The 22,908-nt window shown below is 35.6% G+C and carries 22 protein-coding genes; 14 read left to right on the top strand and 8 right to left on the bottom strand.

Annotated features, from left to right (window positions below; all coding sequences use genetic code 11):
- Positions 1–91: 91 nt before the first annotated feature.
- The 7 genes from KIK00_RS05070 (at position 92) to KIK00_RS05040 (ending at position 7,516) form a co-directional block, all read left to right on the top strand.
- Entirely contained in the window at positions 92–1,807 is a 1,716-nt protein-coding gene (locus KIK00_RS05070; protein ID WP_255815487.1) for a phospho-sugar mutase, read from the top strand.
- Between the two features lie 77 nt (positions 1,808–1,884).
- Positions 1,885–3,138 carry a pyridoxal phosphate-dependent aminotransferase gene (locus KIK00_RS05065; protein ID WP_255815486.1) on the top strand — a complete coding sequence of 418 codons (1,254 nt, stop codon included), beginning with the start codon at positions 1,885–1,887 and terminating at the stop codon, positions 3,136–3,138.
- Between the two features lie 264 nt (positions 3,139–3,402).
- Positions 3,403–4,371: a phosphatase PAP2 family protein gene (locus tag KIK00_RS05060; protein ID WP_255815484.1), complete on the top strand. Its 969-nt coding sequence runs from the start codon at positions 3,403–3,405 to the stop codon at positions 4,369–4,371.
- Between the two features lie 141 nt (positions 4,372–4,512).
- On the top strand, positions 4,513–5,235 hold the full coding sequence (gene kdsB, locus KIK00_RS05055) for a 3-deoxy-manno-octulosonate cytidylyltransferase (protein WP_255815483.1): 723 nt from the start codon (positions 4,513–4,515) through the stop codon (positions 5,233–5,235).
- A gap of 90 nt (positions 5,236–5,325) precedes the next feature.
- Positions 5,326–5,988, top strand: a complete 663-nt coding sequence (locus tag KIK00_RS05050) for an outer membrane lipoprotein-sorting protein (protein WP_255815482.1) — start codon at positions 5,326–5,328, stop codon at positions 5,986–5,988.
- A 35-nt stretch (positions 5,989–6,023) separates the two neighbouring features.
- Positions 6,024–6,599: a glutathione peroxidase gene (locus KIK00_RS05045; protein WP_047374523.1), complete on the top strand. Its 576-nt coding sequence runs from the start codon at positions 6,024–6,026 to the stop codon at positions 6,597–6,599.
- Between the two features lie 11 nt (positions 6,600–6,610).
- Positions 6,611–7,516, top strand: coding sequence for an ADP-ribosylglycohydrolase family protein (locus tag KIK00_RS05040; protein ID WP_255815481.1), 906 nt, complete (start codon positions 6,611–6,613; stop codon positions 7,514–7,516).
- 4 nt (positions 7,517–7,520) lie between these two features.
- On the opposite strand, the gene KIK00_RS05035 is transcribed toward KIK00_RS05040, so the two are convergent.
- Positions 7,521–8,177: an NAD(P)H-binding protein gene (locus tag KIK00_RS05035; RefSeq protein WP_255815480.1), complete on the bottom strand. Its 657-nt coding sequence runs from the start codon at positions 8,175–8,177 to the stop codon at positions 7,521–7,523.
- 125 nt (positions 8,178–8,302) lie between these two features.
- On the opposite strand from KIK00_RS05035, the gene KIK00_RS05030 reads away from it, so the two are divergent.
- Together KIK00_RS05030 and KIK00_RS05025 are read left to right on the top strand one after the other, a co-directional pair.
- Positions 8,303–8,656, top strand: a complete 354-nt coding sequence (locus KIK00_RS05030; protein WP_255815479.1) for an MmcQ/YjbR family DNA-binding protein — start codon at positions 8,303–8,305, stop codon at positions 8,654–8,656.
- 79 nt (positions 8,657–8,735) lie between these two features.
- Positions 8,736–9,227: a YbaY family lipoprotein gene (locus tag KIK00_RS05025; RefSeq protein ID WP_255815478.1), complete on the top strand. Its 492-nt coding sequence runs from the start codon at positions 8,736–8,738 to the stop codon at positions 9,225–9,227.
- Positions 9,228–9,243: 16 nt separating this feature from the next.
- Here KIK00_RS05025 and KIK00_RS05020 read toward each other — a convergent pair whose 3' ends face one another.
- Together KIK00_RS05020 and KIK00_RS05015 are read right to left on the bottom strand one after the other, a co-directional pair.
- Positions 9,244–10,290: an acyltransferase gene (locus KIK00_RS05020; protein WP_255815477.1), complete on the bottom strand. Its 1,047-nt coding sequence runs from the start codon at positions 10,288–10,290 to the stop codon at positions 9,244–9,246.
- Positions 10,274–11,200, bottom strand: a complete 927-nt coding sequence (locus KIK00_RS05015) for a bifunctional riboflavin kinase/FAD synthetase (RefSeq protein WP_255815476.1) — start codon at positions 11,198–11,200, stop codon at positions 10,274–10,276. The genes KIK00_RS05020 and KIK00_RS05015 overlap by 17 nt, the downstream gene beginning before the upstream one ends.
- A gap of 216 nt (positions 11,201–11,416) precedes the next feature.
- Between KIK00_RS05015 and atpD the strand changes: the two genes are divergently transcribed.
- The 3 genes from atpD (at position 11,417) to KIK00_RS05000 (ending at position 14,192) form a co-directional block, all read left to right on the top strand.
- Positions 11,417–12,925 carry a F0F1 ATP synthase subunit beta gene (gene atpD / locus KIK00_RS05010; RefSeq protein WP_077417072.1) on the top strand — a complete coding sequence of 503 codons (1,509 nt, stop codon included), beginning with the start codon at positions 11,417–11,419 and terminating at the stop codon, positions 12,923–12,925.
- 88 nt (positions 12,926–13,013) lie between these two features.
- Positions 13,014–13,295 carry a F0F1 ATP synthase subunit epsilon gene (locus KIK00_RS05005; RefSeq protein ID WP_047374542.1) on the top strand — a complete coding sequence of 94 codons (282 nt, stop codon included), beginning with the start codon at positions 13,014–13,016 and terminating at the stop codon, positions 13,293–13,295.
- A gap of 78 nt (positions 13,296–13,373) precedes the next feature.
- Positions 13,374–14,192 (top strand): hypothetical protein, encoded by an 819-nt coding sequence (locus KIK00_RS05000; protein WP_255815475.1) that lies wholly within the window; start codon positions 13,374–13,376, stop codon positions 14,190–14,192.
- Positions 14,193–14,544: 352 nt separating this feature from the next.
- Here the strand turns inward: KIK00_RS05000 and KIK00_RS04995 are convergent, their stop codons facing one another.
- Together KIK00_RS04995 and KIK00_RS04990 are read right to left on the bottom strand one after the other, a co-directional pair.
- Positions 14,545–16,734, bottom strand: coding sequence for a radical SAM protein (locus KIK00_RS04995; protein ID WP_255815474.1), 2,190 nt, complete (start codon positions 16,732–16,734; stop codon positions 14,545–14,547).
- 153 nt (positions 16,735–16,887) lie between these two features.
- Positions 16,888–17,649 carry a hypothetical protein gene (locus tag KIK00_RS04990; RefSeq protein ID WP_255815473.1) on the bottom strand — a complete coding sequence of 254 codons (762 nt, stop codon included), beginning with the start codon at positions 17,647–17,649 and terminating at the stop codon, positions 16,888–16,890.
- A 349-nt stretch (positions 17,650–17,998) separates the two neighbouring features.
- On the opposite strand from KIK00_RS04990, the gene KIK00_RS04985 reads away from it, so the two are divergent.
- Both KIK00_RS04985 and KIK00_RS04980 read left to right on the top strand, forming a co-directional pair.
- On the top strand, positions 17,999–18,586 hold the full coding sequence (locus KIK00_RS04985) for a Crp/Fnr family transcriptional regulator (RefSeq protein ID WP_255815472.1): 588 nt from the start codon (positions 17,999–18,001) through the stop codon (positions 18,584–18,586).
- Between the two features lie 137 nt (positions 18,587–18,723).
- A complete protein-coding gene (locus KIK00_RS04980) occupies positions 18,724–19,374 on the top strand; it encodes an NADPH-dependent F420 reductase (protein ID WP_255815471.1) in 651 nt (216 codons plus the stop codon).
- 81 nt (positions 19,375–19,455) lie between these two features.
- Here the strand turns inward: KIK00_RS04980 and KIK00_RS04975 are convergent, their stop codons facing one another.
- From KIK00_RS04975 to KIK00_RS04965, 3 genes are all read right to left on the bottom strand, one after another.
- Positions 19,456–20,334 carry a DMT family transporter gene (locus KIK00_RS04975; protein WP_255815470.1) on the bottom strand — a complete coding sequence of 293 codons (879 nt, stop codon included), beginning with the start codon at positions 20,332–20,334 and terminating at the stop codon, positions 19,456–19,458.
- Positions 20,335–20,399: 65 nt separating this feature from the next.
- Positions 20,400–21,671: a pyridoxal phosphate-dependent aminotransferase family protein gene (locus KIK00_RS04970; RefSeq protein ID WP_255816652.1), complete on the bottom strand. Its 1,272-nt coding sequence runs from the start codon at positions 21,669–21,671 to the stop codon at positions 20,400–20,402.
- A gap of 83 nt (positions 21,672–21,754) precedes the next feature.
- Complete coding sequence (locus tag KIK00_RS04965) at positions 21,755–22,792, bottom strand: PLP-dependent cysteine synthase family protein (RefSeq protein ID WP_255815469.1); 1,038 nt, start codon at positions 22,790–22,792, stop codon at positions 21,755–21,757.
- Positions 22,793–22,908: the final 116 nt, after the last annotated feature.

Genomic DNA, 22,908 nt, shown 5'->3' with positions numbered 1-22,908 from the left:
AATAAAATAAAGCCGGAATTTTGAAGCCAGGCACAATATAACTTCCTGCCTCCAGCTTCCCTCTTCCAGCTTAAAAAACTTAGACATAAATATGAATACACTAGAAAAAGCGAAACTTTGGTTAAGTGATACCTTCGATAAAGAAACGAGAGATGCTGTACAGGCATTAATTGACAGCAATTCCCCTGATCTGGAAGATTCTTTCTACAGAGAGCTGGAATTCGGGACAGGAGGTATGCGTGGAATAATGGGAGTAGGAACCAACCGCTTGAATAAATATACATTAGGACAGGCTACTCAGGGACTGGCAAATTATATGCTGCAGCAGTTCAAAGGGGAAGAAATTAAGGTGGCCATTGCTTATGATGTTCGTAATAACTCAAAAGAATTCGGAAAACTGGTAGCGGATGTTTTAACTGCAAACGGAATTAAAGTATTGCTTTTCAAAGATCACAGACCAACTCCGGAATTGTCTTTCACAGTACGTGATAAAAAATGTAACGGAGGAATCGTATTGACAGCTTCTCACAATCCGCCTGAATACAACGGTTACAAAGTATACTGGAACGACGGTGCACAGATTGTTCCGCCTAATGATGAAGCCATTATCAATGAAGTATATTCTGTTAAATTTGAGGAAATTAAATTCAACGGAAATGATGATCTGATCGAATGGATCGGAGAAGAGCAGGATGATGTGTATATCAATGCTTGTATTGAAAACTCTACATATCAGAATGTTGGAAAAGAAAATTTAAATATAGTTTTCACCTCTATCCACGGAACAACTTATACTACTATTCCTAAAGCTTTAGAAAAGGCTGGATTCAAAAAAATAGATCTTGTAAGAGAACAGATGATCCCAAGCGGAAATTTCCCTACAGTAGATTCTCCAAACCCGGAAGAGCCTGCAGCGTTGGAAATGGCAATGGATCTGGCAAGAATTACCAATGCTGATATCGTGATCGGAACTGACCCTGATGGAGACAGATTGGGTATTGCAGTAAGAAATCTTGATGGTGAAATGCAATTACTGAATGGTAACCAAACCAATACAATCCTTACTTACTACATTCTGAATGAGTGGAGAAAACAGGAAAGAATTACAGGAAAAGAATTCATCGGTTCTACAATCGTAACTTCAGATATCTTCTTTGATATTGCACAAAAATTCGGAGTAGAATGTAAAGTAGGTCTTACCGGATTCAAATGGATCGGGAAAATGATCCGTGAAGCAGAAGGAACACAGAAATTTGTGTGTGGTGGTGAAGAAAGTTTCGGATTCATGACCGGAGATTTCGTACGTGATAAAGACTCTTGTGGAAGTATCCTTGTAGCCTGTGAAATTGCAGCATGGTGTAAAGCCAACGGAAAAACAATGTATCAGTACATGATCGAGATCTATGAAGACCTTGGAATGTATTACGAAGGATTAATCAATATTGTAAGAAAAGGAAAAGAAGGAGCTGAAGAAATTCAGAATATGATGAAAAACTTCCGTGAAAACCCTCCAAAAGAATTGGCCGGTTCACTCGTAGAAGAAGTGAAAGACTTTAAAGAGCAGACAAGTCTTACCATTTCTACGAACGAGAAAAAAGTAATGAACGATATTCCGAAGTCTAATGTATTGATCTATTACACTCAGGATGGAACAAAAGTATGCGTAAGACCTTCAGGAACAGAACCAAAAATCAAGTTCTATGTTTCAGTGAAGGATTCCATTACTTCAGAAGCAGATTTCAGAGACAAGTTAAAATCATTGGAAGCTAAAATAGGAGCTGTTAAAACAGATTTGAAACTGGATTAATACTCTGAAAACACCATAGATCAAAAAATATGAGAAGATTCATGGAGAACGATAATATAAATTTAAAATAAGAAAAAGTGAAAGTTTCAAAATTAGCAGCGAACCTGATCGGTTCTGAAATTGTAAAAATTGGTAACGAAGTAAATGATCTAAAAGCAAAAGGAGCGGAAATTGCCAATCTTACTATTGGTGATCTGAATTCTAATATCTATCCTATTCCGGCATTGCTGAAGGAAGAGATTCAGAAAGCATATCAGAATAATTTGACGAACTATCCGCCTGCAAACGGACTTTTATCTTTAAGAAAGGAAGTTTCCAAAGACCTTAAAAAAAGATGGAATCTTGATTATTCTCCTAACGATATTCTGATTACTGCAGGATCAAGACCTTTGATCTATGCCGTATACAAAACCATTGTAGACGAAGGAGATAAAGTAGTATATCCTACACCATCATGGAACAACAATCACTATGCTTACCTTACTTCAGCCAACGCTGTAGAAGTGAAAACAAAACCTGAAACCAACTTCCTTCCAACTGCAGATGATTTAAGACCGCATTTGGATGGAGCAGTATTACTAGCACTTTGCTCACCATTGAACCCTACAGGAACAATGTTTACAAAAGAGCAGCTTTCAGAGATTTGCGAACTGGTAATTGCTGAAAACAAAAAAAGAGGAGCAGACGAAAAACCTTTATACTTAATGTATGACCAGATCTATTCTTGCCTTACTTTTGGAGCTGAGCACGTAGATCCAGTTTCTCTTTTCCCTGAAATGAAAGATTATACCATCTATATCGACGGTATTTCAAAATGCCTTGCAGCAACAGGAGTACGTGTTGGATGGGGATTCGGGCCTGCTCATATCCTGGATAAAATGAAGGCGCTTCTTACACACGTTGGAGCATGGGCACCAAAACCGGAACAGGAAGCAACTGCTAAATTCTATGAAAATCCGGAGAATGTAAATACTTTCGTTAATGATTTTAAGGCTAAACTTGAAGAAAGCCTAAAAGTTCTTCACAACGGAGTTCAGGATTTAAAAGGAAAAGGACTTTCAGTAGACAGTATCGAACCGATGGGAGCTCTTTATCTTACCATTAAGTTAAACTATATTGGAAAAACAAAACCGGATGGAGCTGTTATCGAAAACTCTTCAGACCTTGTATTCTACCTGATTAATGAAGCAGGAGTGGCTTTAGTACCGTTCTCAGCCTTCGGAGAAGACAAATCTGAACCTTGGTTCCGTGCTTCTGTAGGAGGATTGGCTACAGATGAGATCAAAGTAATGCTTCCAAAACTGGAAAGTGCTTTGAACAACTTAAAGTAGTCTTCAGATATAATATATGCTTCGACTCTGTTCGGCATGACATCGTTACAATATTTCATTTAGTATTAGCAATAATGTCACGCTAGGCGGAGTCGAAGCTTTTTTATATACAACCATGACGTTTTCCAGAAAGTGATGTTATGCCAATTTATCAAAAAATTAAATAAATATTAAAAGTTAAATAACCACTTTGTACAACACTCATCTAGGAATTACCTTTGGGGCTTTTACACACCTAAATATAATAAAGTCGAAAATTGCACGATGAAAAAACTGAGATTTCTACTCTTACCAGTTTCAATACTGGCATGCTCACAAGAAGTGGACACATTGAAGGTAAAAGATCTGCCAAAAGTACAGACTTATACCTTGAAAGACGGTTCTGTCAGAACTTATTCCAAGCCCAAATTATTAGATTTTGTAACCAAATTGCCCAGAAACTTTATCAATACCAATAAAGATTTTGTTGCCAAAGACCATGCTTATTATCTGGGAGGGGCTGTTGCAGCAACTTTAATTCTATTACCATTTGACCAGAAACTGATTGATAATTCAAGAGAATTGGGAGAAAGATGGGGAATGGATAAAGATAATAACTACAACAAAATAGGTGGTGTTTTTAAAATCCCTAAAGATATTGGCTCTACTTTATATCTGATTGGAAATGGTTCCACACTGGTTTTGCTGGGAATTGGTTTTGGAACATATGGTTTGATTAAAAATGATTATAGAGCACAGGCTACAGCGAGTGGTTTGATGGAAAGTTTAATTCTTTCCGGAGTTTTCACCCAAACCACTAAAAGAATTACCGGAAGAGAAAGCCCTTTTATTGCAGAGATAAACGGTAATAAAGGAGGTGCATGGAATCCTTTTCCAAGCTTTTCAGAATTTGGAAAAAATACCTCAAATTACGATGCAATGCCATCCGGACACTTAACAACCTTTATGGCCGGAATCACCGTGATAGCAGACAATTATCCGGATGCAAAATGGATAAAACCGGTAGGGTACACCTTAGCGGGAGCCTTATGTTTTCAGATGATGCAAAGTAAAGTTCACTGGGCTTCAGATTACCCGCTGGCTTTATTAATGGGATATTTTATAGGAAAAACAATATCAAAAAGCAGATATACTTCATCAGAAGGAACCATAGGAAAAACAAAATATAATCTCAACTTTACGGCATCCCGCCAATGGGAATATAATATGGTAGGCGTAAAACTCTCTTTTTAAGCCGTTGAAATCTCTGTTTTGTAGAGTAAATAAGATACTTTTCACTACATTTGATCTCAAGATAGAAGGATCATTACAGCTTTTGAAAATGCTGAGATGAAACCTGTTGAATTAAAGAGAATTACTTAATATTTTTACTGAATGAAAATAATCGCTGTCATCCCTGCACGTTACGAAGCAAGTCGTTTTCCAGGGAAATTAATGCAGATTTTAGGAGAAAAAACCGTTATTACTACCACTTATCAAAACGTAGTGGAAACCGGGCTGTTTGATGAAGTATTTGTTGCTACAGACTCCGAAATTATTCTTGATGAAATCGTAAAAAACGGAGGAAAAGCCGTAATGACAGGGCAGCACGAGACCGGAAGCGACCGTATTGCTGAAGCTGTACAGAATATTGACTGTGATATCGTGATCAATGTTCAGGGAGATGAACCTTTCTTGAAACTGGAACCTTTACGTCAGCTGATCGAAGTTTTTAAGCATGATGATCAGCAGGAAATCTCTTTAGCTTCTTTAAAAATACAGCTACATGAAAAAGAGGAAGTTGAAAACCCTAATAATGTAAAAGTTATTACAGATAACAATGGTTTTGCTTTGTATTTCAGCCGCTCTGTAATTCCTTTTCACAGGGAAGTTTCCTATGATATAAACTATTTTAAACATATTGGGGTATATGCTTTCAGGAAAGAAGCGCTATTACAGTTTTCAAAACTGGAAATGAAACCATTGGAAATATCCGAAAAAATTGAATGTATCCGCTATCTGGAATATGGAATGAAGATCAAAATGATAGAAACCAACTTCGTAGGAGTAGGCATTGATACTCCGGAAGATCTTGAGAAAGCCAGAAAGCTGATTTAAAAATTGCAGGAAGTAAAAAAGCAGATTCACTTTTCTCCTTTTTGCAATTTCATATAAATCCCCCTATATTTGAATTTATAAATAAAATTAATGAAGAAGTTATTATTAGTATTTGGACTGATATTTTCGCATATGACATTTGCGCAGACCGCAAAGGAAATTATAGACAAAAACATTGAATTATCCGGAGGGTTAACCAATTGGAAATTGCTGAATTCAGTATTACTTCAGGGAAAAGTAGTATTGGGAATCAAAGATGAGTATCCGATAAGAATTTTTCAACAACGTCCAAATCTTACTAAAACATTGATTACTACCGGAGGAAAAGAAACCGCGATTGAAGGTTTTGACGGGACAAAAGGATATGCAATGAACTATGCCGCCAATAAACTACAGGAATATCCTGAATATGTACCGGAAAGTTTTGATAATGACTTCATTGATTGGGAAAATAAAGGTTTTGATGCCAAATACCTTGGAAAAGAAAAAGTAGGAGACATCTACTGTCACAAAGTGGAGCTTACCAAAAATGTCAATAAGAATATGTATTATTTTGATACAAAGACTTATATGCTTTTGAAAGAAGTGAAAAAAGATGAAACCCTGATATATTCTGACTATAAAAAAGTAGGAAATATTATCATGCCTTTCAGAATTGAATCTTCCAGTACCAAAAAAGACGGAGATTATGTGATGTTACTTAACAAAGTAGAAATCAACAAAGTTTTTCCGGCTAACATTTTTAAGTTTTAATTCAACTGCAGCCCGGCTGCACAAAATGATAAAAAATGAAAAATATTTTTTTACTGCTGCTTTCTTGTATAGCATTCCTGCAAAGCTGCACCAATCAAAAAAGTGAAATTTCTAAAGCCAAAACCATTGAACTTATGGGAAAAACAATATATGACTTCAAAGTAGAAAGTCTTGACGGGAAAGAAATCAATTTTGCAGATTTCAAAGGAAAAAAAATCCTGATTGTCAATACCGCTTCAGAATGTGGGTTTACCCCTCAGTATGCTGATCTTGAAAAGGTATATGAGGAATATAAAGATAAACTGGTTGTAGTAGGATTCCCTGCCAATAATTTTGGAGGACAAGAGCCTGGAACCAATACCGAAATTGGCGCTTTCTGCCAGAAAAATTACGGAGTGACATTCCCTTTGGCTGCTAAAGTTTCTGTGAAAGGAGATGACACAGCTCCAATCTTCAAGTATTTAACAGAACAGGAATTAAACGGAGTAAAAAACACAACCATTCTTTGGAATTTTACCAAATTTCTGGTTGACGAAAACGGAAAACTGATTGATTCTTTTGTAAGTACTACAAAGCCTACAGATGAGGCTATTACAAAATATCTGAAATAATAAATTATTACATGGATTCTTTGGATCGGTTTGAAGCTTGTATCATTAGCGGAGCAATTGGAGATGCGTGGGGAAGCAGCTATGAAAATGAAGTTGAAACCGATGATTCACAGATTTATTATTTAGGAAAAAAAAACATAAAGCGAAGAGTCTGGGGTATTACGGATGATACACAAATGACTTTGGCAACTTGTGAAGTTTTGTCTGAGGGTAGTTTTACTCCTGAAAATCTTATCAACAAATTTATAGAATACTACAGAAGCAACAAATTAACAGGGATTGGCGCTTCTACACTTAAGGCAATTTTAGATACAGAAGCCGGTATTCATTGGAATCAGGCTGGACGAATTGGAGAGTTTGCTGCAGGAAATGGAGGAGCGATGAGAATTGCTCCTTTTGCTTTTTTTTCAGAAATTACAAGGCAAGATATTTACGAAGCGTGTAAAATAACACACAGAAATGATGAAGCCTTTTCTGGAGCTTTGGCGGTTTTTCTCTCTATAAAAGCAATCCTCAATTCTGATTGGAATGGAAGCAATAATCTTTTTGATATTATTATTCCGGAAATCCCTGATACAAATGTAAGAGATAGATTAATCGAAATTAATTCTACAGGAAATAATTCTTCAATTTCAGAAATATCAAAATTGGGCAATAATGGCTATGTTGTTAATTCTGTTCCTTTCGCAATTTACTGTTCAACTAAAATTATTGATTTAGGTCTGGAAGAAATGTTTAAACAAATTATCAGCTCTGGAGGAGATACTGATACGAACGCTTCAATTGCCGGACAAATTGCGGGAACATTGATCGGAACTGAAAATATTCCTTATGAATTAATTTTAAAACTTAAAAAATTACCGTATTACAAATGGATCACGCAGATTATTGATGCAACAAAACAGAAAATTAGTTGAAATATTATTCATTAGTTTTCTCCGCAAAACAGAAAATATTTCCAAGCTTTATACTGGAGTATCCGTTACTTTTTATTTTTGAAGATTTGATCATTGCTTTTGCCAGAATATTGGTGGGTAGAGGCTTTTGGCTTTCTAATAGCCCCAATTTATTAGCAAATTTGATAATGCGGCTTCCCAATACTTCTCCGGTTCTTTCAGAATCTTTTCGTTCAAGCATTCCCGGTTTGAAAATAGTAATTTTATTGAAATGCAGCAGCTTTACAGCTTCTTCCAGCTCACCTTTCATTTTGGAATAGAAAATCTTTGATTGCGGATTTGCACCATAGGCTGATACCAGAATATAATCTTCCACATCATTTTCTCTTGCTGCTTTTGCAAATTCATACTGATAATCGAAGTCTACTTTCTTTTGGGCTTCCTTACTTCCTGCATCCTTTAAAGTGGTTCCCAGGCACGAAAATGCCACATCTCCCTTCACCATATCTTTCCATTCTTCAGGCTTTTCAAAATTCACAACATGAACCTTAAGCCTCTCGTTCTGAATATCAACAGGTTTTCTAACAAAAATATCAACTTCATCAAACTCTGTGTCATTGAGTAACTGATGTACCAGATCTTTTCCCGTGGCGCCTGTAGCACCTATTACCAGAGCTTTCATAATAATTGTGATTTGTGAGATTATTTCTTTCTTAAATTTACTAAATTTGAATCAAAGATTAAAGAATTATATCAGATATCATTTAATCATTACTAATTATTGATCACTCATTACTTATATTTGATATGGATGCCAACGAAATTTTAGATTACTGTCTTGCCAAAAAAGGAGTTACGGAAAGCTTTCCGTTTGATAATGAGACCCTTGTTTTGAAAGTAGATACCAAAATGTTTTTACTGATGGGGCTTGAAAGACAACCGTTAGCGATTAATGTAAAAACAGATCCCGAATGGAGTGCAGAGCTCCGTGAAAAGTATCCTCAGATCACAGGGGCTTATCACATGAATAAAACCCATTGGAATTCTGTAACAGCAGATGGCCTGAAAAGAGATCTGATCTTTAAACTCATTGATCATTCCTATGATTTGGTTTTTCAATCCTTGACAAAGAAGGCTCAGAATGCAGTAAATTCCTTATAAGATAGTAAGAGTTAAGGTATAGAATTTGTTATCTACAATCAGTGAAATATATAATTAATAGTAACAAAATAAAGAACAAATGAGAAACCATCTTTTATTATTCGTAGCAGCAGGTACATTGATGCTGTCAAGCTGTACCAAGCCAGTAAAGAAAAATACTGCTGAAGATCCAGCTCCTGCTGCCTCAGCTGCAGAAGCTTCTTCTGATCATATTAAAATAGAATTTTCGGGAACAGAGAATTTTACAATTAAAAATCCAAAACTTAAAGTAAGTTTATATGGAGCAGATGAAAAGCTGGCAGATGCTCCTGCTACATTAATCACAGAAAAAGAATATGAGCAGAAATCTGTACCATTCACTATTGATCTGCCAGTACCCAAGGATGCTGAAAGCAAGATCAATCCAAAACCTGTAGTTTCGGCAAAATATTATGTAACAATAAGCTGGGACTCTGACGGAAACGGAAAAGCAGATGAAAAAGGGGATATTTTTATTGATTATGACAAACAGTTTCCTAACGTGAAACTAAGCAACGAACCTCAGAAAATATACTTAAAAGTATTGAAATAAATAAAAAGGCTATTCATCACTGAATAGCCTTTTTAGCAAATAAATCTTTATATCCTAATGCTTTCTTTTCAATCAGGTGCCAGGAAATATATCCCAGGAGAATTGAAAGTGGTAATGAAAATATAAATAACATAACCGTGTCAAGCTTAAAAAAATACATCAGCGCCTGCTGTATCGGAAAAGAATAAATATAAATTCCGTAAGATGTGTCTCCAATCACTTCTCCTACTTTATTGAGATATCGGGTAGATCTCTCACCAAGAAGAATAACCAGTAAAGGCAGCGTAATATAGCAGGTATATTTGAAAATATTTAAATATAAACTGATGATAAGAACGATAAAAGAAAGCAGGATGATGATATTTTCTGTTTTTTTATTATTGATATTCAGATAAGTCAATACCATACCACCTGCAAAGAAGCACATCAGATTATAAAAATGATTACTTCCTAGTCCCATTTTCACAAATACTCCATATAGAAAATAAGGCTGAAAAATAGTTAAGATATAGCTTGAGATAAATAATAGGATAACAACAGTTTTTACAAAAGCTTTTTTACGGATAAAGAATAACAAAGAGACCATTACATACATACTGAATTCGTAGCATATGGTCCATAAACTTCCATTGATGCTATGTTTGTAAGGATTGTTTTCAAAAACACCGTCAATACCTTTTTGCCGGAAGAATAAGGTTAAATTTTGAGGAATATAAGTGTAAACAGATTTGTTCTGTAAGTAAGGAACGGAACTTTCATAAACTGCGGGTGCCAGCAAAACGGTAAGGAAAAGTACAACTAATAAGGCAGGAAATAGTCTTAAAAGTCTTTTCCAGTAAAAATCAGAAAGGCCTTTGCAGCGCAGTAAACTTTTAAAAATTAAATATCCGGAGATAATAAAAAAACCATGAACTCCAAGATAAGAGAATTCCATCTGGCTGTTGGTAAGCTGTGATAAAGGATCACCTTGAGCAGCTCCGGAAAGAGCATAGGAGTGGGTAATAATAACAAGACTCGCAAAAACAAGTCTTAGAAAGTCAAAATTATTACTCCTTGAAATCATACTCCTGTGTTAATTTTTTATCCTCATCCAGTCTTTCAATCAGTTTTTCAAGACCTTCAAATTTGATTTCATCATGAAGAAAATCTCTGAAGTTTACCGTAATTTCTTCATCATAAATATCTCCATCAAAATCAAGGATATAAACTTCCACAGTGAGTTTCTCTCCATTTACTGTAGGGTTGGTTCCAACACTCAGCATTCCTTTATATAGGTTGCCTTTTACGAATACTTCTACAATATAAGCTCCTTTTTTAGGCAAAAGCTTAATGGATTCCGTATCAATATTGGCCGTTGGATAGCCAATTGTTCTTCCGATCTTCTTCCCATGAACTACCGTTCCTGAAACAGAGTAGGAGTATCCCAGCATTTCGTTGGCCTCCTTAATATTTCCTGTTAAAAGTGCATTACGTACTTTCGTAGAACTGATATTGTTTTCGTGAATATTGATCGCTTCCATTTGTTCAACATCAAAATCAAGCTCCTTGGATAATTTTTGAAGAAGTTCAAAATTTCCACTTTTATTTTTTCCGAAAGAATGGTCGTATCCTATAATAAGGTATTTAACGTTGAGTTTATCAATTAAAATCTGGCGCACAAACTCTTCTCCGGTTAAGTTTCTGAATTCTTCATCAAACTCCTTCAGGAACAGATTATCAATACCATACTTTTCAACCAGCTGTTTCTTTTCTTCTAATGTATTCAGAAGTTTTAAATCTTTATTGGGATTAAAAACAAACCTTGGATGCGGCCAGAAAGTAAGGATAGCAGTTTCCATATTGTTCTCTGTACCTACTTTAGTCAGTTCATCAATAATACTCTTGTGCCCGAGATGTACCCCGTCAAACATTCCTAAAGACAATGCTAAAGGCTTCTGTGAGGAATAATCTGTAAAATTCTTGAAAACTTTCAAAACGGAAAAATTTGACTGCAAATATAGAAATAATGTGCCAATGTATCAATATAACAATAGAGTAATACCTATAACCTTAATATTACAGCACTGGTTCATTGTTATATCGTTATAATACTAAAATAATCTATTCTCAAAAGCATGATAAAAATCTTTTTTTTACCAATTGCGGGTTTATGAAGAATCACTATATTTGCACCAAGAAAAAATTTAGCAATGGCAAACCAAATTAAAGGTAAAATTTCTCAAATTATTGGTCCGGTAATCGACGTTGTCTTCACAGATGTGGAAGCTGTTCCAGCAATCTATGACGCGTTAGAAATTACAAAAGAAAACGGTGAAAAAGTAGTTTTAGAGGTAGAACAACATATTGGCGAAGATACAGTAAGATGTATCGCAATGGACGCTACTGACGGTCTTAAAAGAGGGCAGGACGTAATTGGATACGGAAATCCTATTATGATGCCAATTGGAGAGGCTGTAAACGGAAGACTATTCAACGTTGTTGGTGATGCTATCGACGGACTTCAAGATATTTCTAAGGAAGGTGGTCTACCAATTCACAGACCAGCTCCAAAATTTGATCAACTTTCAACTTCTGCAGAAGTTTTATTTACAGGTATTAAAGTAATCGACTTAGTTGAGCCTTATGCAAAAGGAGGTAAAATTGGTTTGTTCGGTGGTGCCGGTGTAGGTAAAACAGTATTGATCCAGGAGTTGATTAACAATATTGCAAAAGGACACGGAGGTCTTTCTGTATTCGCCGGAGTAGGTGAAAGAACGAGAGAAGGAAATGACCTTTTAAGAGAGATGTTGGAATCAGGTATTATCAAGTATGGTGATGATTTCATGCACTCTATGGAAAACGGAGGTTGGGACCTTTCTAAAGTAGACTTAGAAGCTATGAAAGATTCTAAAGCTGCATTCGTTTTCGGACAAATGAACGAGCCGCCAGGTGCAAGAGCTAGAGTAGCACTTTCTGGTCTTACATTAGCTGAGTACTACAGAGACGGTGGAGAAAGCGGACAAGGTAGAGATGTACTTTTCTTCGTAGATAACATCTTCCGTTTTACACAGGCTGGTTCTGAGGTATCTGCACTTCTTGGTCGTATGCCATCAGCGGTAGGTTACCAACCAACTCTTGCTTCTGAAATGGGTGCGATGCAGGAAAGAATTACTTCAACTAAAAATGGTTCAATTACTTCAGTACAGGCGGTATACGTACCTGCGGATGACTTAACTGACCCGGCTCCTGCAACTACGTTTGCTCACTTGGATGCAACTACGGTACTTGACAGAAAGATTGCTTCATTAGGTATTTACCCAGCGGTAGATCCATTAGCTTCTACTTCAAGAATCCTTGCTCCGGAAGTTATCGGTCAGGAACACTATGACTGTGCTCAAAGAGTAAAAGAAATTCTTCAAAGATACAAAGCTCTTCAGGATATCATCGCAATCCTTGGTATGGAAGAACTTTCTGAAGAAGATAAATCTGTTGTATACCGTGCAAGAAAAGTTCAGAGATTCTTATCTCAGCCTTTCCACGTAGCAGAACAGTTTACAGGTATCCCAGGATCTCTAGTAGACATCAAAGATACAATCAAAGGATTTACTATGATTATGGATGGTGAATTAGATCACTTACCAGAAGCTGCTTTCAACCTGAAAGGAACTATCGAAGAAGCTATCGAAGCAGGACAAAAAATGTTAGCTGAAAACGCTTAATAATTAGACATAAAGATAAAAGATACCAGACATGAGACTTTAAGGTTGTCTGAAATCTGAAATCTGAAATCTTCAAATCTAAATTAAAATGAATATAAAAATTTTAACACCAGAATACGTAGTTTTTGAAGGAGAAGTAGACTCAGTATTGTTGCCTGGAAAAAATGGTGAATTTCACATCATGAAAAACCACGCGGGAATTGTTTCTTCTTTGATCGGAGGTAATGTAAAGCTTTATGCTAATTCTATTGATGAAGCTTTTGCTAAAAACTTTACCAAAGAAGCTGGAAAAGACTCTGTTTTTGCTTATGCTATCAAAAGCGGTGTTGTAGAATTTAATCATGATAAAGGTATTATCCTTTGTGAATAATTAAATGAAAAGCTAAATATATTTTCAAGAAAGTGTAACTTTGTGTTACACTTTTTTTATTTGTAAAAGTCTGATTGTATGAAGAGAGGCATAATCATATTCTTTACAGTTCTGGGTGTTTTCCTTCATGCTCAGAATATCAAAACCAAGAGAGGAATTATCAATCTGGATGGTATTCCGGTAGCGAAACTGTCTAACAAATCCAGCGAATACACGTTTATGGATCTGAAGGAAACCCCAATGTATACTATAAAATTCATTGATAAAAGTATCGTTGATTCTGTTCGCGACAGTTATATCAGTATCAATAGGGTATACAATAGAGACAAGACGATTGAAATTGACTATTCATCACCTTCTGCGTTCTCCGGTGAAGAAAAGTCAGCAGTCTTTACTTCGGTTAAGGATCTTAAAATAATTGATAATAAGGGTATCAATGTGAAAAACCTGGATGAGATTTTTTCAAATGTTCCCAAAAGAAAACTGGACAGTAAAACCAAAGATGCTTACACTATCAGAAAGAAAATAGATAAGCTGAATATTGAGGTTAATAAAGTGGGAGAGATACTAAGTAATGGTGTTCCGGTGGGATATTTTACCAATCTGCCAGTAAGTTTCGGCTCACAAGATACAATCATGGATAAAACATCTATAGATATTGAGATCTATGATGCCAAAAGCAAGCTTATCGGTAGATATATTACTACCACAAAGCAATTAAAAACAGCAGGCGGAAAGTCTTTTACAATTTATAAAGAAATGTCCGGCAGAGCTTCTATCCTGAAATTCCCAACCTATAAAGCACTTGCTGAACGAATGGCTATTATGGATCCTAATTTTATTAAAATACAGGAAAAAGTATCGGTGGGCGCTGTATCAAAAGAAACTCAAAATTAATTATTTATCAGAAACAAACAGACTTTTATATCAATAGGAATGTGCTTTAGCCAAAACTTATAAAAGACTATTAACTTATATTAACCACCCCGTCAAAAATTCTTTGAATTTTTGCCATCCCTCAAGAGGAGGGAAATATTTTGCCGTTTTATTTATGGTAGTGATACATTTTGATTTGATCTCTTCTGAATGTAAAAATAGAATGTTTTATCCTCTCAAATCAAAATTTGCGTAATCTGCAAAATCCACGAAAGATTATCATTCAATCGAAACAGGTTTTATTCATAGAGAAAATTAACAATTTACAGAAATTGATCCCTTTTCAAAAATCCCTGATAAAAATGAAAATTTTTTATAAACTTAAAATCACTCCATTTTCCTTCAGTTGCTGCATCGGTTTTGAGAACCAGAATAGTTCAAAATCTTCAAAACTTTCCTCAAATTGAGTCTTAAGTTGTTGAATAGTAGGCTTTTTTGAGTTTTCAATGGAATTCTCTTCCAATACATTTACCAGCCATTCTGCCTTTTCCTGTTCCAGCTCAACCTTTACAATATTGGTTTTTAAGTGGAATGTAAGTATCGTATACGTACCTGAATATTTCTTTTTATTTTTTACGCGATTCTCAGCGATTACATTTTTGGTCAGAAAGACAACTTTTGAGTTTGCCTTCAATTGAAACTGTTCATTTTCTAAAAGACAGTCGTGAATATAATCCGGATGAATAGTTGTTCTCGGAATTTTAAAATCAAACCATTCCTGAAGCGGAAGTTCAAAATTCACTCCATGCATAAAATTGAACAAAGATTTTTTTAATCCGAAACTGAACCTGTTATGATCAATTCCGGTTTTATCTTGAAAGTCTATATCATTATTGGCAAACAGAATTTCTTGTTTTACCGGAACTACTCCAAAATCTTCTGGGTTCATTCCAACAGGTGAGTGGGCAGTCATCGCAAACTGATGCCAGAAACCACTTTGAAGAATTCCCATTTCAAACATCTGTCGAATCATTTCTAAAGAATCAACTGTTTCCTGAACGGTTTGAGTAGGGTAGCCATACATCAGATAAGCATGCACCATAATTCCGGCTTCTGTAAAATTTCTTGTTACATTGGCAACCTGTTCTACTGAAACTCCTTTGTCAATTAATTTCAGCAATCGGTCACTGGCTACTTCAAGACCTCCGGAAACAGCAACACATCCCGAAAGTTTCAGGAGGTAGCATAAATCGCGGGTGAAGCTTTTTTCAAAACGGATATTCGTCCACCAGGTAACAACAAGATTTCTTCGGAGGATTTCCAAAGCAACCTCTCTCATTAAGGCAGGCGGTGCGGCTTCATCCACAAAATGGAATCCTGTTTCACCGGTTGTTCTGATCAATTCTTCAATTCGGTCTACCAGGATTTTAGCAGAAATAGGTTCGTAGATTTTGATATAGTCTAAAGAAATATCACAGAATGTACACTTTCCCCAGTAGCATCCATGTGCCATCGTTAGTTTGTTCCACCTTCCGTCACTCCATAAACTGTGCATGGGGTTGGCGATTTCGATAACGGAAATATATTGGTCCAGTTTTAAATCCGTATAATCCGGAGTACCAATATCAGCTTGTTTATAATCGTGTCTTTTAGAATTATTCTTATAAACAACTTTATGATTTTCGATGAGAAAAGTCCTCTTAAATTCACTTTTTCCATTGGAAATTTCTAAATTTTGATGAAGAAGTTCTATAGGAAGTTCACCGTCATCTAAAGTAATAAAATCAAAGAATTCAAAAACTCTCTGATCTTTAATTTCTCTTAATTCAGTGTTGGGAAAACCTCCGCCCATCGCAATTTTAATGTGAGGATAAAACTTTTTGATCCATTGCGCACATTTAAAAGCAGAGTACAGATTGCCGGGAAAAGGAATTGAAAAGCAAACCAGTTTCGGCTGAACCATTTCTATTTTTTCACGAAGAATTTTTAATGTAAATTCATCAATAAATGTTGAACCTCCGGATAATTTTGAATACAATTCATCAAAAGAATTGGCACTTTTCCCCAAACGTTCTGCATATCTGCTGAAACCAAAATCAGAATCAATATTTTCGACAATATAATCTGATATGTCTTCTAAATATAAGGTTGCCAGATGTTTGGCTTTATCCTGAAGACCCATATTTCCAAAAGCAAACTCCATATCATCCAGCTGGTTGAAACGGGAAGCTTCAGGAAGGAAATTCATACTGCAGATCTGCCTTGCCAAGGTGGGCGTTTTGTCCTGTAAAAACAGAATAACCTGATCTATGGTTTTGATATATTCTTCTCTTAAGGCATAGATTCTCTGAGAATTCTCAGAGGTATCCTGAAGATTAATTTTTTTGCTGAAAACCTTCTGAATTCCGTCTTTTGAGAATAATTCCAAAATAACATCAATCCCCAAATCTACCTGGTAACTGGAAATATTTTTGGTATTTAAAAATCCTTTAATATAAGCCGTTGCAGGGTAAGGAGTATTAAGTTGGGTAAAAGGCGGAGTAATAAGAAGCAGGTCTTTCAACAGAAATTTTTTGCAAAGTTATTCTAAAGTTTTTTTAGAAAAAAATTTTTTCTCCTGATTATAAACAGTGGTACACTCTACAGAAACTAAAGAGGGATGGTAAAATAATAAATTACCTCCTGTAGAATGATAAATGCTGAGATATTTGCTGTATCAAAATAAGTTAGCCGGTTTAACAAATAAGGCATCCGGAGGATTGGTATTGATAAAGCTTAAAAAAGAATCTTCATCAAAATATCCGTCTTCGTCAAGAATTTCAGGATTCAGCAGCCCAATTTCACTAGGTTTTTCCAGGCTGATATTTTCGATGAATTTTCCGGTTTTTCCTGTTATTTCGTTATGAAAACTAATTAAATATCTGGAATATATATTTCCTTCTGCAACGGTATAATGTCCGTTTTCTGCAATGAGAGAAGTCATAATACTTCCACCGATATACGTTTCATTATCATTGCCTGATGCTCCGAATAACACTTTGCTGGTAACATTTCCGGAACAGTAAAGTGAACCGTTGATGATAATATTTTCTGCCTGTATATTACCTGCTGCAATAAGAACGATGTAGTCTTCAACAAAAAGGGTTTTGGATAAATGAATATCACTTTCTATGAAAATGATTTTATAGCCTTCATTTTCTTCGGTAATCAATTCAAGGGAAGTACTGTTTTCGTTCTCTATTAGGACAATCTCCGGAGCGTCATTTTCATTATTAATGTGAAGTGAAGCATCTTTTATTTTTTCTGCTGTTTCATCATCCAGCATTTCAAGAAACTCGGCAAGACTTTCTTCATCTAAAGAGCTTTCATTGAAGAAATTGTTTTCCAGAGCTTCGTGAGCAATGGTATATAGATTTTCGGATTTTTCTTTGAGTTTTTTGTATAATTGATCTTTGGTGAGTTTTTGCAATTCTTTCATCGGCTTTTAAAAGTATATACATTGGCCTGTTAAGTGGGGGAAACACCTATTAATAGACAGATGCAATATAATCAGATAAATTTTGTTATGCCAGAAAGTAAAGTATTTATTTTTTCAAATATTTTTCTTATAGATGGGTTTTTAAGTTCAAATATTATATTTTTTCACAAATAATCTGCTTTTTGAACTTGTCTATTGCTTGATTATTATTGATATAAAAAAGAACGCAATTGAGTTTGTACTTTGATATTATTTTTTGAAACTCTTCATATGTATATCCGGTTCGTTTTTTTTTTGATATATTGTCATGGTGATTTATTCAGGATCTGTATAAAAAGTTTTATTTACAATGTCAAAAGAAACCATTTCGCTTGTAGAATATTTTAAAAGCTATATTCCGCTTTCAAAGAAAGAAATTGAGGTATTGAACGAACGGTTTGTGGAAAGGAGAATCAAGCGAAAACAGTTTATCCTGAAAGAAAACGAGGTTTGTCAATATTATACATTTGTAGTTTCAGGGTGTTTAAAAATGTACAATATAGATGGTAACGGGGAAGAACATAATCTTCAGTTTGCAGCAGAAAATGATTGGATTGTGGATATAGACAGTTTTCATAATAAAAAACCAAGTCAGTTGTATATTGCCGCTCTTGAAACTTCTACTGTTTTGCAAATTGAAAAAAATGATCTTTGGTTTCTTTATACTTACTATCCCAAATTCGACAAGAACTTCAGAGTGATTATCGAACAGAAATTCATTGAACTCCAAAATCGGGTGCTTCAGAATATAAGTGCAACAGGAGAAGAAAAATATGAATTTTTCCTCAAACATTATCCTCAGTTGGCCAACAGACTTCCCAATACACAGATTGCGTCTTATCTGGGAATTACACCTCAATTCTTAAGTAAAATCAGGCAGCGAAGAATTAAGAGCTGATCATACCCGCTTTTATATGAAACTAGTTTAACGATTTGTCTTACCAAATGTCAAGATGATTTCTTAAACTAGTTTGCCTTTTTTTGGATAGCTTTCCTGCTAATTTTGACATAGATAAATATTAAAAATCAAAAGAAATGGAAACATTAAAAAAAGTGGCCGTAATCGGTCTGGGGAATATTGGAAAAGCAATCGCAGGTGATTTAATTAATAATAGCCACGAGGTGATTGTAGCATCAAGAAATAATGAAGAGTCGGCTGACTTTGCTCAACAGTCTAATGGTCTCGCTCAAAGTATGGATATTGATCAGGCGATCAGTACGGCAGATATTATTATACCTGCAATATGGTTTGGTGCTTTTAAGGAATTTTTTAATGATCATGAGGAAATTCTGAGAGGAAAAACTATTATTGATGTCTCAAATCCTATTACTCCGGATGGAAATGGAGGATTTAAAAAGATTATCGGAGAAAAAGAATCTGCCGGAGAACTTAACAGAGCTGTACTTCCTCAGGGTGCCAAACTTGTAAAAGCTTTCGGAACATTGGGTGCCGGAAGTCTTGCAGGAGCTTCCAATGGAAATCCTGAGAAAGCAGTATTGTTTTATGCTTCAGACGATGCGGCAGTTGATAAGGATGTTGAAGATGTTATTAAAAATGCAGGATTTGATCCTTTAAAAGTAGGAGGGATTGACCAGTCGATTCGTATTGAAGTTTTTGGAGATCTGCATGAGTTTGGAGCATTGGGAAAAACCGTGAGCCTAGCAGAAGCTCAATCAAAATTATAAAAACTACTTACTTAAGAAATACAAAAAAGCCGGATTCATGAAGAAGTCCGGCTTTTATATATCAGTCAGTCAATATAATTTCTAGACGTGGCCTATTTTCTTTTGGTCACCAATCACATTGAGGGTAACTCCAAAAAGGATTAAAGTAATCCCGATAAGTAGATTAGAAGTGAACCTTTCATGAAACATTAAGACACTGACCAATACAGCAACAACTGGTTCCAGAGCGCCTAAAATAGATACAGGAGTAGATCCGATATATTTGATTGCATAGACAAGACAAAGGCTGGAGATAACGGTAGTAAGAAATGCAAAAATAAGGAAGTTAAGAAAGATTTCTACTGAAGGAATAGCGAACGACTCATTGGCTGCCATAGCTTTAGTCATAAAGAACATGGATGTGAAAAGCATAGAGTAGAAAGTAAGCTTAAACCCCGAAACCTTCATATTCGATTTGTTAACAATAACCATATACAGCGCATAGAATAATGAACTGAGCATTACAATTCCCAACCCTGTAAAATTAATCTCCAATCCTGTTCCTTTTAAGCATAAAACAATAACTCCGGTGAAAGCGAGAAGTAAAGAAAAAACTGATAACCAGGTAAGTTTCTCCTTATAAAAGAAAAACATAATCAAGGCTACGATAACCGGATAAATAAACAAAACTGTAGAAGCAATTCCGGCAGTAAGGAAGTCATACCCTAAAAATAGGAACTCCGAAGAAAGGGCATAACAGACTCCAAGTATAGCCAGGATTAACGCTTCTTTTTTATTGATTTTAAAACTTTCTTTGGAATACAGTAAATATCCTCCAACCATTAAAGCTGAAAAGAAAAATCTATAAAACAGAGTAATATCCAACGAAAAATGTGCCTGCTTGATAGGCAGAATAAAAATAGGAATCAGCCCATATGAAACAGCTGACAGAATCCCCAATGCATAACCTCTAAGTTTCATGTGTTGTTATCGTTATTTAAATAAAAAACCACTGAATCAATCAGTGGTTTTTTTTTATTCTTAAATTAAATCGGTTTAAAACTTAACCCTTGTTCCTGCAGTAATTTTTGCTCCTGCTCTTTATAGTAACCACTTACTAATTTATCATGAATCGCTTCAAATGCGGCCAGAGTTTCATTAATCTCTGCATCTGTATGAGAAGCGGTAGGAATTAATCTTAGAAGAATCATTCCCTTCGGAATTACCGGATATACAACAACAGATGTGAAGATACCGTAATTTTCTCTTAAGTCTTTTACCAATAGAGTTGCTTCTACCGGAGTTCCCTGCATCATTACCGGAGTTACACAAGTGTTGGTGTCTCCAATGTTGAATCCTCTTTCCTTAAGTCCGTTTTGTAGTTTGTAAACATTCTCCCAAAGTTTAGCTTTGATCTCAGGTTTAGATCTCAACAGTTCCAATCTTTTCAATCCTCCGATTACCATTGGCATTGTAAGAGATTTTGCAAAGATTTGTGATCTCAGGTTGAATTTCAGATATCTGATGATTTCTTTGTCACCCGCAAGGAATGCTCCGAAACCAGCCATTGATTTAGCAAACGTAGAGAAGTATACATCAATCTGATCATTGCAGTCCTGTTCTTCACCCACACCGGCACCCGTTTTACCAAGTGTCCCGAAACCATGTGCATCATCTACCAATAGTCTGAACTGGTATTTAGATTTAAGATCGCAGATTTCTTTGATTTTCCCCTGCTGGCCTCTCATCCCGAAAACACCTTCTGTAATAACAAGAATACCTCCTCCTGTTTCTTCAGCTACCTTAGTTGCTCTCTGAAGGTTTTTCTCAAGACTTTCCATATCATTGTGCTTGTAGGTAAATCTTTTCCCGGAATGAAGCCTTACTCCATCCACGATGCAGGCATGAGAATCCATATCATAAACAATAACGTCATTTCTGCTCACCAATGCATCAATGGTAGAAACCATTCCCTGGTAACCGAAATTCAATAAGTATGCTGATTCTTTTTTTACGAAGTCTGCCAATTCTCTTTCCAGCTGAAGGTGCTGATCTGTTTCTCCAGACATTGCTCTTGCTCCCATTGGATAGAACATTCCATATTCTGCAGCCGCTTTTGCATCTGCTTCTATAACTTCAGGATGATTACACAAACCTAAATAGTCATTGGCACTCCAGAAAATTACTTCTCTACCCTGAAACTGCATTCTAGGGCCAATAGGTCCCTCTAATCTTGGGAAAATAAAATAGCCTTCACCATAATCTGCAAATTGTCCAAGTGGTCCTGGATTTTCTTTTATTCTTTCAAAAATATCCAACATTGTATCGTAATTTTTAAGTAATAAAGCCTTTTTTGTCTGAACACGCAAAAGGCTTTATTGTATTGTGATTTTATTCGTTTTTATTTGATAAACTCCGTTTTGAAAACTTCGTCATAATTGTGAACACAGTTGTTGACAAATCCCTGCTCGGCCATCCATTGATCACTGTATACTTTAGTGATGTATCTGGATCCGTGATCAGGATATATTAAAACAATCAGGTCCTTTTCTGTAAGCTCATGGGACTGGGCATACTGCATTAATCCCTGTGTCACAGCTCCGGTAGTATAACCTCCCATAATGGCTTCTTTCAAAGCAATTTCGCGGGTCCTGTACGCGGACATTTCATCATTTACCCTTACAAACTCATCTACCTTGTCGAAAAGAAGGGCCGCAGGGATCAGGTTTTTACCCATTCCCTCAATCTGATAAGGATGTACATCTTCTTTATGGATTTCTCCTGTCTCGTGATAGCTCTTCAGTATAGAACCATCTGCATCCACACCAATGATCTTGATATCCGGATTTTTTTCCTTCAAAAACTTGGCAGAACCGGATAGCGTACCACCAGTCCCTGTACAGGCAAAAAGGTGAGTGATCTTACCTTCTGTCTGTTCCCAGATCTCTGGACCCGTCGTCTGATAGTGCGCATCAATATTAAGCTCGTTAAAATATTGATTGATGTAAATAGAATTAGGAGTTTCCTGGGCGATTCTTTTAGCTACTTCATAGTATGATCTTGGATCATCTGCTGGTACATTGGCCGGGCATATATATACCGTAGCACCCAATGCTTTCAGATAAGCAATTTTCTCAGGTTTTGTTTTATCACTTACTGCAAGAATACACTTATATCCCTTAATGATACATACCATCGCAATAGAAAACCCAGTATTACCGGACGTAGTTTCTACAACTACAGAATCTTCTTTTAAAAGGCCTTTTTTCTCTGCGTTCTCTATAATGTGAAGTGCGATTCGGTCTTTGGTGGAATGTCCAGGATTATATGATTCTAACTTGGCATAAACGGTTGCTGGAATATCTTTTGTAACAGTATTTAGCTTCACCATCGGAGTGTGTCCTATTAGGCCAAGAATATTATCGTAAACATTACTCATTATTTGTTATTTTCAATAAAAATCTGACTGCAAAAATACAAAAAAATAAATAATTACTAAACTTTTGTTTGATTTCTAGGGCATAGTTTTGTAAAAAGTTATTTTCGTATTTACAG

This window comes from Chryseobacterium sp. MA9, assembly GCF_024399315.1.
Classification (GTDB): domain Bacteria; phylum Bacteroidota; class Bacteroidia; order Flavobacteriales; family Weeksellaceae; genus Chryseobacterium.
This window is presented reverse-complemented; position numbering and strand designations above follow the sequence as displayed.